We start from the raw sequence: 13,156 nt of genomic DNA, 5'->3' as shown, positions 1-13,156 counted from the left end.
CCTCCCTTGAGCGTGGATCGATATGCAAAACAGTCATCCGCCCCGGTTCGCCGCCATGCGCCGGGCGATGGCGGCGCCGAAGAGCGGCAGGCAGACGGTGAGCACGATCATCACCGTGCCGAGCGCGTTGATCTCCGGGCTGATGGAGTTGCGCAGCATGGCGAAGATCTGGGTCGGCACCGTCTCCACCCCGCCGGGCTTCCAGAACAGCGTGCCGGTGATGTCGTCGAACGAGATGGTGAAGGCGAACAGCATGCCGGCGAAGACGGCGGGCACGAGCAGCGGCAGGGTGACCTCGAAGAAGGTCTGGATCGGCCCCGCGCCGAGGCTCATCGCCGCCTCCTCGTAGTCGCGCCGGATCGAGACGAGGCGCGCCTGCACGACGAGCAGCACGAAGGGCAGGGTGAAGATCACATGGCCGAGCAGCAGGAGCGGGAAGCTCTTCGGCATCTCCAGCCAGCGCAGGAACAGCAGGAGCGCCACCGCGAGCACGACCTCCGGCACCAGGATCGGCGCGATCAGGGCCGTCGAGATCAGCGTCTTGCCGGGGAAGTCGTAGCGCACCAGCGCCAGGCTCGCGAGTACGCCGAGCGTGGTGGAGATCAGCGCGGTCAGCGCGCCGAGCAGCAGCGAGACGCGGAAGGCGCGCACGATGGCGTCGTTGTCCCACAGCGCCACGAACCAGCGGAAACTCAGTCCTTCCATCGGGAAGGAGCCGAACTGCGCGGAGTTGAAGGAGAGCAGCACGACCACCGCGACCGGCAGGAACATGAAGAGATAGACCAGCACGGTGTAGGCGCGGATGAGAGACCAGCCCTTCAGCATGACGACCGCCCCCTCACCCGAAGCTCTTGGCGATCTGGCCGATGCCGACGAAGCGGTTATAGACCGCGACCACCGCACCGAGCACCACCAGCAGCACCAGCGACAGGACCGAGCCGAGCGGCCAGTTGAGCTGGGTGACGATGGCCTCGAAGACCAGATTGGCGAACATCGCGTCCCGGGGCCCCCGAGCACGATGGGTGTGATGTAGGTGCCGGCCGCGAGCACGAAGCAGAGCAGGCTGCCCGCCGCCAGGCCCGGCAGCGAGAGCGGCAGCGTCACCTCGAGGAAGGACTGGAAGTCGGTCGCCCCCAGCGAGCGCGAGGCGTCGAGCAGGTTGCGGTCGATGCCCTCCAGGCTGACGAAGACATTGAGGATCATGAAGGGCAGCAGGAAATGCACCAGCCCCAGTATGACCGACGCCTCGTTATAGAGGAGCTGCAAGGGCTCGCCGACGATGCCGAGCGAGACCAGAAACGAGTTCAGCGCGCCGGAGACGCCGAGGATGTTGATCCACGACATGGTGCGGATGATGTAGCTGATCCAGAAGGGCAGCATGAGCAGGATCAGCAGCAATGTGCGGTGCTTCATTCGCGTCATGGCGATGAAATAGGCCGGAACATAGCCCAGCAGCGCGCACAGCACCGTGGTGATGAAGGCGATCTTCAGCGTGAAGGCGAGGATATCGCGATAGAACGGGTCGGTCGCGACCTCGATCCAGTTGTCGAGGTGGATGCCGCCGACATCCGCGCCCGTCGCCGTCCTCAGCCAGAACGAGTAGACGACGATGAAGCAGACGGGAATGACGAGCAGGAACGCGATCGCCGTCAGCGCCGGCGACATCAGCAACCACGGCCGGGCCGACCGTTCGCCCGTGTCCATGACCCTTGTGCCCTCCCTGTTCCGCGCCGGCCGGCCTCGCCATGCCGGCGGCCCTCTGGCCCTCACATGCCTTGGCGGAAATGATGGCAGTGGACAGGGGCATTCCGCAAATAGATAATCTCTATGCTCGCAATAGATACAGGGAATGGACATGCGCCCCGCCTTCGACCGCCGCACGGAACGGGTTGCCTGGGAGCTCGACTGGAACCTTCTGCGCACCTTCATGGTGATCGTGCAGGAGGGCGGGATCACGGCGGCCGCCAACCGGCTCCTGCTGAAGCAGCCGACCGTCTCCAACGCGCTGAGGCGGCTGGAGGAGAAGCTGTCCAAACGCCTCATAGACCGCGGTCCGGGCCGGTTCCGCGTGACCGAGGCCGGCGCGCTGCTCTATCGCGAATGCATCGAGGTCTATGGCTCGGTGGCGCGCCTGTCGGTGCTCATGCGCGACGTCAAGGACGAGATCACCGGCCATGTCCGCATCGTGATGGCGAGCCATGTGGTCTGCCCGCTGTTCGACGAGGTGCTGGCCGATTTCCACGAACGCCACCCCCATGCGACCTACGAGATCGAGATCGCGACCAGCGCCGACGTCACCGCGCGGGTGCTCCAGAAGGAGGCCTCCTTCGGCGTCTGCCTGGTGCGCGACAAGCACCCCAAGCTCGATTATGCCCATCTGTTCCGCGAGTATTTCGGCTTCTTCTGCGGCCCGCGGCACCGGTTCTTCGGCCGGCGGGAACTGACGCTCGCGGACCTGCGGGGCGAGCCCTCCGTCTCCTTCCGCACCGATCAGCTCTCCGATGCGCTGAGGCCGGTGGCGCTTTTGCGCGCCAATGCCGCGATCGAGGACCGGGTGATCGGCGTCTCCTCCAATCTGGAGGAGGTCAGGCGCATGATCCTGGCCGGGCTCGGCATCGGGCCCCTGCCGGTCCATGTGGTCGACCGCGACATCGCCGACGGCCTGCTCTGGCGGCTGCCGCCCTATGAGGATCCGCCGGCCATCGACATCCATGTGGTGAGCAACCCCCATGCCCACCTCAACCGCGCGGAGACGGAATTCCTCGACCTCCTGTCGGCGCGCATGGCGCAGACGCCGCTCGACCAGCGCAACTACGCGCGCTAGGGAGCGGTCCTCAACTGTCGCGGCACAGGATGAACTCCCCAGCCTGGCCGGTTTCTGCCTCCGTCATTCCCGCGGAAGCGGGACTCCACACATGCGCCTGCCGGGTTGTACCGATCCATGGATTCCCGCTTTCGCGGGAATGACGGCGATCGGGGCAGCCGCGTGGGGGAGAGGACCGCGGCAGTCCGATCCACAGGACATGCCGGGGGCGACAATTCGTCGGTCGGACGGCGGTGGGCTTTTCGGTTAGTCTCCGCTTGCGAACGGGCAGGAACGCACGATCTGGGATCTGGAGACGCCGGAAATGACGGACGGGCACGACCCCACCCGCAGGGGCAAGACGCTGACGCTGGTCGCAGTCAATGTGGTGCTGGCTGTGATGATCGGGCTGGTCTCCTACGCGCCGACCCTCTATCAGCTCTTCTGCCAGGTCACCGGCTATGGCGGCACCACCCAGCGCACCGTCGCCCTGTCGGAGAAGGCGGCGACCGACACGCCGGTCACCGTGCGCTTCGACGCCAATATCGCACCGGGGCTCGACTGGGAATTCCGCCCCGAGCAGCGCGAGGTGAAGACGCGGATCGGCGAGCCGACACGCGCCTACTATTACGCGAAGAACCTGAGCGACCAGACCATTGTGGGCCGCGCGACCTTCAATGTGACACCCGCCTGGGCGGGGCCGTACTTCTTCAAGGTGGAGTGCTTCTGCTTCACCGAGGAACGGCTGGAGCCCGGCGAGGAGGCGCGCATGCCGCTGCTCTTCTATGTCGACGAGGACATGCTCAAGGATGCCGATTCGAAGGACATCCGCACGATCACGCTGTCCTACACCTTCTTCGAGCAGAAGAACCTGTCTAAGGACGAGATCGCCGCGGCTCGCGACCTCGCCGGGGAATCGAAGGATCAGGACGAGGCGCTCACCGCGCAGGACGAGCACAGCTTCTCCACCGAGATCCGCCGCCAGTGATATGCGATCCCGTCTTGCGGGCGCTGTCGATTGACTTGGGCCGGACCGGACTCTAAACAATGGGCAGTGCCCTCCATGCTGCGCGGCAGCATGCGGCGATGTCCACGCTAGGTCAGAGCGGCTTTCATGAACGTCCAGGATCGTCCCCTTTCACCGCACCTGCAGGTCTACCGGCCGATGCTGACGATGATGATGTCCATCGTCCACCGCATCACCGGAAGCGCGCTCTATGTCGGAACGCTCCTGCTCGCCTGGTGGCTGGTCGCGGCCGCGACCGGTGCCGACGCCTTCTCCGCGGTGCAGTGGTTTCTCGGCTCGTGGCTCGGGCTGGTGATCCTCTTCGGCTTCACCTGGGCGCTCCTGCACCACATGCTCGGCGGCCTGCGCCATCTCCTGTGGGATACCGGGCGCGGCTTCGAGAAGCCCACCATCGAGGCGCTCGCGCGTGCGACCATTGCGGGCTCTCTCGCACTCACCGTCATCGTCTGGATCGTCGGCTTCGCACTGGGGTAGGAACCATGTCCTTGCGCACACCGCTCTCGAGGGTTCGCGGCCTCGGCGCCGCCCGCTCCGGCACCGGCCATTTCATGGGCCAGCGGCTCACGGCGATGGCCAATATCCCGCTCGCGATCTTCTTCGTGATCGCCATGGTCTCGCAGATCGGCGCGAGCCACGCGGAGGTGGTGGCCTTCATCGCCAATCCGGTGGTCGCCATCGTCTTCATCCTCCTTATCGCGTCGGTCACCTATCACATGCGCCTCGGCATGCAGGTGGTCATCGAGGACTATGTGCATGGCGAACTCGCCAAGATCCTCGCGATCGTCGCCAACACCTTCTTCACCATCGTGATCGCGCTGGCGTCCATCTTCGCCATCCTCAAGATCGCCTTCACGAGCGGCGCGGGGATGTAGCCCCCGCGCCTGTCGCAGTCGGACCTACGGACCGGATTTTCGAAAGCGGTTGACACTCATGGCCAAGAACGGCTCTCAGGACCTCGGTAGCGGCGGCTTCGGCGCGCAGCGCAGCTTCGGCATCAACGGCCGCGCCTACGATATCGTCGACCACACATTCGACGTGATCGTGGTCGGCGCCGGCGGCGCGGGCCTGCGCGCCACGCTCGGCTGCTCGCAGGCGGGCCTGCGCACGGCCTGCATCTCCAAGGTGTTCCCGACGCGCTCGCACACCGTGGCCGCCCAGGGCGGGGTGGCCGCCTCGCTCGGCAATATGGGCCCGGATAACTGGCGCTGGCACATGTACGACACGGTGAAGGGGTCGGACTGGCTCGGCGATCAGGACGCCATCGAGTATCTGTGCCGCCACGCGCCCCAGGCCGTCTACGAGCTGGAGCATTTCGGCGTGCCCTTCAGCCGCACCGAGGAGGGCAAGATCTACCAGCGCCCCTTCGGCGGCATGACCACCGAGTTCGGCGAGGGCCCGCCGGCCCAGCGCACCTGCGCCGCCGCCGACCGCACCGGCCATGCCATGCTGCATACGCTCTACGGCCAGTCGCTGCGCTACTCCGCGGAGTTCTTCATCGAGTATTTCGCGCTCGACCTCATCATGGAGGACGGCGCCTGCCGGGGCGTCATGGCGCTGTGCCTGGAGGACGGCACGCTCCACCGCTTCCGTGCGCACAAGACGATCCTGGCGACCGGCGGCTACGGGCGCACCTATTTCTCCTGCACCTCCGCGCATACCTGCACCGGCGACGGCAACGCCATGGTCTTGCGGGCCGGGCTCGCGCTGCAGGACATGGAGTTCGTGCAGTTCCATCCCACCGGCATCTACGGCGCGGGCTGCCTGATCACGGAGGGCGTGCGCGGCGAGGGCGGCTACCTCACCAATTCGGAGGGCGAGCGCTTCATGGAGCGCTATGCGCCGCACGCCAAGGACCTCGCCTCGCGCGACGTCGTCTCGCGCGCCATGACCATCGAGATCCGCGAGGGCCGCGGCGTCGGCGAGGAGAAGGACCACATCCATCTCCATCTGGAGCATCTCGACCCGAACGTCATCCACGAGCGCCTGCCGGGCATCGCGGAGACGGCGCGCATCTTCTCCGGCGTCGACGTGACCCGCGATCCGATCCCCGTCCTGCCGACGGTCCACTACAATATGGGCGGCATCCCGACCAATTATCACGGCGAGGTGCTGACGCTGAAGGACGGCAATCCGGACACGGTGGTGCCGGGCCTCATGGCGCTCGGCGAGGCGGCCTGCGTGTCGGTGCACGGCGCCAACCGGCTCGGCTCCAACTCGCTGATCGACCTCGTGGTGTTCGGCCGCGCGGCGGGGCTTCGCTGCGCGGAGACGCTGGAGCCGAACTCGCCCCATGCCGAGCTCGAGAGCTCCGCCGGCGAGGCGGCCATCGCCCGGCTCGACCGGTTCCGCTATGCCGATGGCGGCACGCCGACCGCCGATCTCAGGCTCAGGATGCAGAGGACCATGCAGACGAACTGCGCGGTGTTCCGCACCGGCGAGGTCCTGGAGGAGGGGCGCGGCCTCATCGGCGAGGTCTGGAAGGGCACCGACGACATCCGCGTGACCGACCGCTCGCTGATCTGGAACTCCGACCTGGTCGAGACGCTGGAATACGACAATCTCATCGCGCAGGCCGTCGTGACGATGGAGAGCGCGGCGAACCGGACCGAAAGCCGCGGCGCCCACGCGCGCGAGGACTATCCCGACCGCGACGACGAGGCCTGGATGAAGCACACGCTCGCCTGGGCCGATACCGACAAGCGCACGGTGACCCTCGGCGAGCGGCCGGTCCATTCCTACACGCTCACCAACGACATGCAGTATATCGAGCCCAAGGCACGGGTTTACTGAAGACCGAAGCGGGCAGAGAGCAAGCACATGGTTCAACTGACGCTGCCGAAGAATTCGCGCATCACCAAGGGCAAGAGCTGGCCGAAGCCCCAGGGCGCGACCAACCTCAAGGAGTTCCGGATCTATCGCTTCGATCCGGATGGCGGCGAGAACCCGCGCCTCGACACCTATTATGTCGATCTGGACAAGTGCGGGCCGATGATCCTCGACGCGATCATCAAGATCAAGAACGAGATCGACGCCACGCTGACCTTCCGCCGGTCCTGCCGGGAGGGCATCTGCGGCTCCTGCGCCATGAATATCGACGGCACCAACACGCTGGCTTGCCTCAAGGGCATCGACGAGGTGTCGGGAGCGGTGAGCATCTATCCCCTTCCCCATCTGCCGGTGGTGAAGGATCTGGTGCCGGATATGGGCCAGTTCTACGCCCAGCACCGCTCCATCGAGCCGTGGCTCAAGACGACGAGCCCGGAGCCGGAGAAGGAATGGCTGCAGAGCCACGAGGACCGCGTCAAGCTCGACGGCCTCTATGAATGCATCCTGTGCGCCTGCTGCCAGACCTCGTGCCCCAGCTACTGGTGGAACGGCGAGCGCTATCTGGGTCCCGCCGTGCTGCTCCAGGCCTATCGCTGGGTGATCGATTCCCGCGACGAGGCGACCGGCGAGCGGCTCGACGCGCTGGAGGATCCGTTCCGGCTCTATCGCTGCCACACCATCCTGAACTGCACCAAGGCGTGCCCGAAGAACCTCAATCCCGGCAAGGCCATCGCCGAGCTGAAGAAGATGATGGTCGAGCGCCAGCTCTAGGGGTCCGGCCTTCCTCCGTCGAGGAGAGGGCTAACGCGTGTGCCTTCGACTCCGGCGTCGTCCCGGCACTCGTTGCCGGGACCCGTTGGCCTCGCCGCGGGGGTCGGCGACGGTGGGAGCGCGTCGGAGCAGGCGGCACTCTCGACCGCGAGCATCGCCCGCCGTCCATGTGTCACAGCCATTGGATCCCGGGAACGAGTCCCGGGATGACTCTGGGAAGGGGCTCGGGCCCTGACCACAGGCCACCACGTCGTCCCGGCACTCGTTGCCGGGACCCGTTGGCCTCGCCGCGGAGGTCGGCGACGGTGGGAGCGTGTCGGAGCAGGCGGCACTCTCGACCGCGAGCATCGCCCGCCGTCCATGTGTCACAGCCATTGGATCCCGGGAACGAGTCCCGGGATGACTCTGAGAAGGGGCGCGGGCCCTGACCACACGCCACCCCGTCGTCCCGGCACTCGTTGCCGGGACCCGTTGGCCTCGCCGCGGAGGTCGGCGATGGCGGGAGCGTGTCGGAGCAAGCGGCACTCTCGACCGCGAGCATCGCCCGCCGTCCATGTGTCACAGCCATTGGATCCCGGGAACGAGTCCCGGGATGACTCTGGGAAGGGGCGCGGGCCCTGACCACAGGCCACCCCGTCGTCCCGGCACTCGTTGCCGGGACCCATTGGCCTCGCCGCGGAGGTCGGCGACGGTGGGAGCGCGTCGGAGCAGGCGGCACTCTCGACCGCGAGCATCGCCCGCCGTCCATGTGTCACAGCCATTGGATCCCGGGAACGAGTCCCGGGATGACTCTGGGAAGGGGCTCGGGCCCTGACCACAGGCCACCACGTCGTCCCGGCACTCGTTGCCGGGACCCGTTGGCCTCGCCGCGGAGGTCGGCGACGGTGGGAGCGTGTCGGAGCAGGCGGCACTCTCGACCGCGAGCATCGCCCGCCGTCCATGTGTCACAGCCATTGGATCCCGGGAACGAGTCCCGGGATGACTCTGAGAAGGGGCGCGGGCCCTGACCACACGCCACCCCGTCGTCCCGGCACTCGTTGCCGGGACCCGTTGGCCTCGCCGCGGAGGTCGGCGATGGCGGGAGCGTGTCGGAGCAAGCGGCACTCTCGACCGCGAGCATCGCCCGCCGTCCATGTGTCACAGCCATTGGATCCCGGGAACGAGTCCCGGGATGACTCTGGGAAGGGGCTCGGGCCCTGACCACAGGCCACCCCGTCGTCCCGGCACTCGTTGCCGGGACCCATTGGCCTCGCCGCGGAGGTCGGCGACGGTGGGAGCGTGTCGGAGCAGGCGGCACTCTCGACCGCGAGCATCGCCCGCCGTCCATGTGTCACAGCCATTGGATCCCGGGAACGAGTCCCGGGATGACTCTGGGAAGGGCCGCGGGCCCTGACCACACGCCACCCCGTCGTCCCGGCACTCGTTGCCGGGACCCGTTGGCCTCGCCGCGGAGGTCGGCGATGGCGGGAGCGTGTCGGAGCAAGCGGCACTCTCGACCGCGAGCATCGCCCGCCGTCCATGTGTCACAGCCATTGGATCCCGGGAACGAGTCCCGGGATGACTCTGAGAAGGGGCGCGGGCCCTGACCACAGGCCACCCCGTCGTCCCGGCACTCGTTGCCGGGACCCATTGGCCTCGCCGCGGAGGTCGGCGACGGTGGGAGCGTGTCGGAGCAGGCGGCACTCTCGACCGCGAGCATCGCCCGCCGTCCATGTATCGCCGCCAATGGATCCCGGGAACAGGTCCCGGGATGACTCTGGGAAGGGGCGCGGGATCCTGGCCACACGCCACCCCGTCGTCCCGGCACTCGTTGCCGGGACCCGATGGCCTCGCCGCGGGGGTCGGCGACGGCGGGGGCGTGTCGGAGCAAGCGGCACTCTCGACCGCGAGCATCGCCCGCCGTCCATGTGTCACAGCCATTGGATCCCGGGAACGAGTCCCGGGATGACTCTGGGAAGGGCCGCGGGCCCTGACCACACGCCACCCCGTCGTCCCGGCACTCGTTGCCGGGACCCAATGGCCTATCCGTTCACACGGTCGTAGAGATCGTCCCACTCGGGATTGCCGCTCTCGATCAGCCGGATCTTCCACGCCCGCGGCCAGCCCTTCATTGTCTTCTCGCGCTGGATCGCCCGGTCGATGGTGCCATGCGACTCCACATGGACAAGCCGCGTGGCGCCGTATCTGGTCGCAAAGCGCGAGCCGGTGCCCTGTTTGTGCTCCCAGACGCGGCGGGCGATGTCGCTGGTGACGCCGATATAGAGCGTCCCGCGTCTGCGGCTCGCCAGGATGTACACGTAACAGTGCATCCACAAGTTGTGACGCCAATGGATCCCGGGAACAAGTCCCGGGATGACTTTGAGAAGGGCCGCGGGCCCTGACCACACGCCACCCCGTCGTTCCCAGAGTCGATGACATCACAGTGTCCGGCAGAGGACGAGGAACGGCCCCATGTGATAGCCCCGCCCGGAGAGGGAGGTGCGTTTGCGACGGCGCTTTTGGCCAGAGAAAGGTCGCCTGCCTGTTGCGTCCGCCCCGGCAAAGGCGCGATAACCGGGGGGAGGAAACGCAAATACCGGCAGGGCCATGAGCGACAGGATCACATTCACGCTGGACGGCCGGTCTGTCGAGGCCGGCTCCGACGAGACGATCTGGCAGGTCGCGCGCCGCGAAGGCACCGAGATCCCCCATCTGTGCTGGAAGGACGCCGCCGGCTACCGCGCCGACGGCAATTGCCGCGCCTGCATGGTGGAGATCGAGGGCGAGCGCGTGCTCGCGGCCTCCTGCATCCGCAAGCCGGCCGAGGGCATGACGGTGCGGACCGCGAGCGAGCGGGCGAGCGCGGCGCGGCGCATGGTCATGGAGCTCCTCGTCGCCGACCAGCCGGCGCGGGAGGACGCCCATGACCGGGCGAGCCCGTTCTGGCACTGGGCGCAGGCGCAGGACGTCACCACCAGCCGCTTTCCCGCGGATGGCGCGCCGGCGCCGGATGTGTCGCACCCGGCCATGGCGGTCAATCTGGATGCCTGCATCCACTGCAATCTGTGCGTTCGCGCCTGCCGCGAGGTCCAGGTCAACGACGTGATCGGCATGGCCTGGCGGGGTCCGGAGGAGAAGATCGTCTTCGACTTCGACGACCCGATGGGGGCGTCAACATGCGTGGCCTGCGGGGAATGCGTGCAGGCCTGCCCGACCGGCGCGCTGATGCCGAAGACGCTGGTCGACGAGGCCGGCCGCGGCGCGCGCGAGGCCGACGAGGAGGTGCAGTCCGTCTGCCCCTATTGCGGGGTCGGCTGCCAGATCACCTACAAGCTGCGCGACAACGAGATCGCCTGGGTGGAGGGCGCGGGCGGGCCGTCGAACGAGAACCGGTTGTGCGTGAAGGGCCGGTTCGGCTTCGACTATGTCTCGTCGCCGGAGCGTCTCACCGTGCCGCTGGTCCGCCGCGAGGGCGCGCCGAAGGGCATGAATATCGATCCCGGAAACCCGTGGACCCATTTCCGCGAGGCGAGCTGGGAGGAGGCGCTCGATCTCGCCGCCTCCGGCCTCGGGCGCCTGCGCGAGACCCGGGGCAACCGGGCGCTCGCCGGCTTCGGCTCGGCCAAATGCTCCAACGAGGAGGCCTATCTCTTCCAGAAGCTCGTGCGCACCGCCTTCGACAACAACAATGTCGACCACTGCACGAGGCTCTGCCACGCCTCCTCCGTCGCCGCGCTCATGGAGACCATCGGGTCGGGGGCGGTCACCGCGCCGTTCAATGCGGTAAGCGAGTCCGACGTCATCATCGTGATCGGCGCCAACCCGACCGAGAACCACCCCGTGGCGGCGACCTATTTCAAGCAGGCCGCCAAGCGCGGCGCCCAGCTCATCGTCATGGACCCGCGCGGCCAGGCGCTCAAGCGCCACGCCACCCACATGCTGCAGTTCAAGCCCGGCGGCGACGTGGCGCTCCTCAACTCCATCATGCATGTGATCGTGGAGGAGGGGCTGCACGACGAGCAATATATCCAGGCGCACACGGATGGGTTCGAAAGGATGCGGACCCATCTCTCCCGCTTCGCGCCGGAGGAGATGGAGGCGGTCACGGGGATCGCACCCGACGTGGTGCGCGCGGTCGCGCGCGCCTATGCCAAGGCCAATGCGGCAATCGTCTTCTGGGGCATGGGCGTCTCGCAGCACGTCCACGGCACCGACAATGCGCGCTGCCTGATCTCGCTCGCCCTCATGTGCGGTCAGGTCGGGCGCAAGGGCACGGGGCTTCACCCGTTACGGGGCCAGAACAATGTGCAGGGCGCCTCGGATGCCGGCCTCATTCCCATGGTGTTCCCGGACTATGCCGCCGTCGGCGTGGAGGCGAACCGCGCGAAGCTCGAGGCGTTGTGGGACCACAGGCTCGACCCCGAGCCGGGGCTGACCGTGGTGGAGATCGTCGATGCGATCCATGACGGCGTGATCCGCGGCATGTACATCATGGGCGAGAACCCGGCCATGTCGGACCCGGACGCCTCCCATGCCCGCGCCGCGCTCGCCAGGCTCGACCATCTGGTGGTGCAGGACATCTTCCTCACCGAGACGGCGATGTTCGCCGATGTCGTCCTGCCGGCGTCGGCCTGGCCGGAGAAGGAGGGCACGGTCACCAACACCAACCGGCAGGTCCAGATGGGCCGCAAGGCGCTTCCCCTGCCGGGCGAGGCGCGCGCCGACTGGTGGATCGTCCAGGAGATGGCGCGGCGCCTGGGGCTCGGCTGGGACTATTCGGGCCCGGCGGATGTCTTCGCGGAGATGGCGAAGGCTATGCCCTCGCTCGACAACATCACCTGGGAGCGGCTCGCCCGCGAGAACGCGGTCACCTATCCCTGCACGGCGCCGGACCGGCCCGGCGAGGCGATCGTCTTCGGCGACCGCTTCCCCAACGAGACCGGCCTCGGCAAGTTCGTGCCGGCGGAGATCGTGCCGCCGGACGAGCAGCCCGACGAGGACTATCCCTTCATCCTGACCACGGGCCGCCAGCTCGAGCACTGGCACACCGGCGCCATGACCCGGCGGGCGACCAGCCTCGACGCGCTCGAGCCCGGGCCGACGGCGGGTCTGAACCCGCGCGACATCCGCCGCTTCGGCATCGTGCCGGGCGACACGGTGCGCCTCACGACGCGGCGCGGCGAGATCGAGCTGGAGGCGCGCGCCGACGGCGCGGTGCCGGAGGGTGTGGTCTTCGTGCCCTTCGCCTATGTGGAGGCGGCGGCGAACCTCCTCACCAACCCGAAGCTCGACCCGTTCGGCAAGATCCCGGAATTCAAGTTCTGCGCTGTGAGGGTCGAGCCCGCCGCGACCCACGCCGCGGCGGAGTAGGCCCGGGCGCGATCCTGTTTCTCATTCGTCATTCCCGCGAAAGCGGGAATCCATCTTGGACGTCGCTTGGATTCCCGCTTTCGCGGGAATGACGGGTATATGGCCCCTACAATGCCAGTCTCGCCTGCAGGAGTGCTTGTGATGCGCTCGGATGCCGGGCAGTTCTTTCAGGAGGTGCGGAGGAAGGAGAGTCCTTGGGAGCGCGGCCGCTGATTTCCGCTCACTTGGTGACACCGCGAGGATCGACGGGAAGAGTGGGGCTGAAGGTTAAGGCGAGGGGCGAGCCTTTCCTCCTCTCGTCATGCCCGGGCTTGACCCGGGCATCCATGCGGGCGTGGCCGGTTGGCGCAAACGCCCTATGGATTGCCGGGTCAAGCCCG

At 67.5% G+C, this 13,156-nt stretch carries 9 protein-coding genes; 7 read left to right on the top strand and 2 right to left on the bottom strand.

From position 1 onward, the window contains the following. Nucleotides 1–33: 33 nt before the first annotated feature. Entirely contained in the window at nucleotides 34–1,704 is a 1,671-nt protein-coding gene (locus tag HW532_RS22120) for an ABC transporter permease subunit (RefSeq protein WP_246478727.1), read from the bottom strand. A gap of 145 nt (nucleotides 1,705–1,849) precedes the next feature. Between HW532_RS22120 and HW532_RS11295 the strand changes: the two genes are divergently transcribed. From HW532_RS11295 to HW532_RS11270, 6 genes are all read left to right on the top strand, one after another. After that, nucleotides 1,850–2,824 carry a LysR family transcriptional regulator gene (locus HW532_RS11295; RefSeq protein WP_246478725.1) on the top strand — a complete coding sequence of 325 codons (975 nt, stop codon included), beginning with the start codon at nucleotides 1,850–1,852 and terminating at the stop codon, nucleotides 2,822–2,824. A 304-nt stretch (nucleotides 2,825–3,128) separates the two neighbouring features. Continuing rightward, entirely contained in the window at nucleotides 3,129–3,791 is a 663-nt protein-coding gene (locus HW532_RS11290; RefSeq protein WP_213160579.1) for a cytochrome c oxidase assembly protein, read from the top strand. 126 nt (nucleotides 3,792–3,917) lie between these two features. Further along, entirely contained in the window at nucleotides 3,918–4,304 is a 387-nt protein-coding gene (gene sdhC / locus HW532_RS11285; RefSeq protein ID WP_213160578.1) for a succinate dehydrogenase, cytochrome b556 subunit, read from the top strand. 5 nt (nucleotides 4,305–4,309) lie between these two features. Beyond that, the gene (gene sdhD / locus HW532_RS11280) at nucleotides 4,310–4,702 is read left to right on the top strand and encodes a succinate dehydrogenase, hydrophobic membrane anchor protein (protein ID WP_213160577.1); all 393 of its coding nucleotides are present in this window, start codon (nucleotides 4,310–4,312) and stop codon (nucleotides 4,700–4,702) included. A 58-nt stretch (nucleotides 4,703–4,760) separates the two neighbouring features. After that, nucleotides 4,761–6,620, top strand: a complete 1,860-nt coding sequence (gene sdhA, locus HW532_RS11275; RefSeq protein ID WP_213160576.1) for a succinate dehydrogenase flavoprotein subunit — start codon at nucleotides 4,761–4,763, stop codon at nucleotides 6,618–6,620. A gap of 27 nt (nucleotides 6,621–6,647) precedes the next feature. Then, on the top strand, nucleotides 6,648–7,427 hold the full coding sequence (locus HW532_RS11270; protein WP_213160575.1) for a succinate dehydrogenase iron-sulfur subunit: 780 nt from the start codon (nucleotides 6,648–6,650) through the stop codon (nucleotides 7,425–7,427). Between the two features lie 2,021 nt (nucleotides 7,428–9,448). Here HW532_RS11270 and HW532_RS11265 read toward each other — a convergent pair. Next, entirely contained in the window at nucleotides 9,449–9,736 is a 288-nt protein-coding gene (locus HW532_RS11265; protein ID WP_213160574.1) for a GIY-YIG nuclease family protein, read from the bottom strand. Between the two features lie 277 nt (nucleotides 9,737–10,013). Between HW532_RS11265 and fdhF the strand changes: the two genes are divergently transcribed. Further along, on the top strand, nucleotides 10,014–12,776 hold the full coding sequence (gene fdhF / locus HW532_RS11260; RefSeq protein ID WP_213160573.1) for a formate dehydrogenase subunit alpha: 2,763 nt from the start codon (nucleotides 10,014–10,016) through the stop codon (nucleotides 12,774–12,776). The last annotated feature ends 380 nt before the right edge of the window (nucleotides 12,777–13,156 follow it).

This window comes from Kaustia mangrovi (assembly GCF_015482775.1).
GTDB classification, from domain to species: Bacteria; Pseudomonadota; Alphaproteobacteria; order Rhizobiales; family Im1; genus Kaustia; species Kaustia mangrovi.
The sequence above is the reverse complement of the archived record's forward strand: the minus strand, read 5'-3'. Positions and strand labels throughout refer to the sequence as shown.

What these genes read in the sequence shown, in the direction of transcription:
- HW532_RS22120 (WP_246478727.1), bottom strand. Translation starts at nt 1,704, where the DNA reads ATGGACACGGGCGAACGGTCGGCCCGGCCGTGGTTGCTGATGTCGCCG.
- sdhD (WP_213160577.1), top strand. Translation starts at nt 4,310, where the DNA reads ATGTCCTTGCGCACACCGCTCTCGAGGGTTCGCGGCCTCGGCGCCGCC.
- sdhA (WP_213160576.1), top strand. Translation starts at nt 4,761, where the DNA reads ATGGCCAAGAACGGCTCTCAGGACCTCGGTAGCGGCGGCTTCGGCGCG.
- HW532_RS11290 (WP_213160579.1), top strand. Translation starts at nt 3,129, where the DNA reads ATGACGGACGGGCACGACCCCACCCGCAGGGGCAAGACGCTGACGCTG.
- fdhF (WP_213160573.1), top strand. Translation starts at nt 10,014, where the DNA reads ATGAGCGACAGGATCACATTCACGCTGGACGGCCGGTCTGTCGAGGCC.
- HW532_RS11295 (WP_246478725.1), top strand. Translation starts at nt 1,850, where the DNA reads ATGGACATGCGCCCCGCCTTCGACCGCCGCACGGAACGGGTTGCCTGG.
- HW532_RS11270 (WP_213160575.1), top strand. Translation starts at nt 6,648, where the DNA reads ATGGTTCAACTGACGCTGCCGAAGAATTCGCGCATCACCAAGGGCAAG.
- HW532_RS11265 (WP_213160574.1), bottom strand. Translation starts at nt 9,736, where the DNA reads ATGCACTGTTACGTGTACATCCTGGCGAGCCGCAGACGCGGGACGCTC.
- sdhC (WP_213160578.1), top strand. Translation starts at nt 3,918, where the DNA reads ATGAACGTCCAGGATCGTCCCCTTTCACCGCACCTGCAGGTCTACCGG.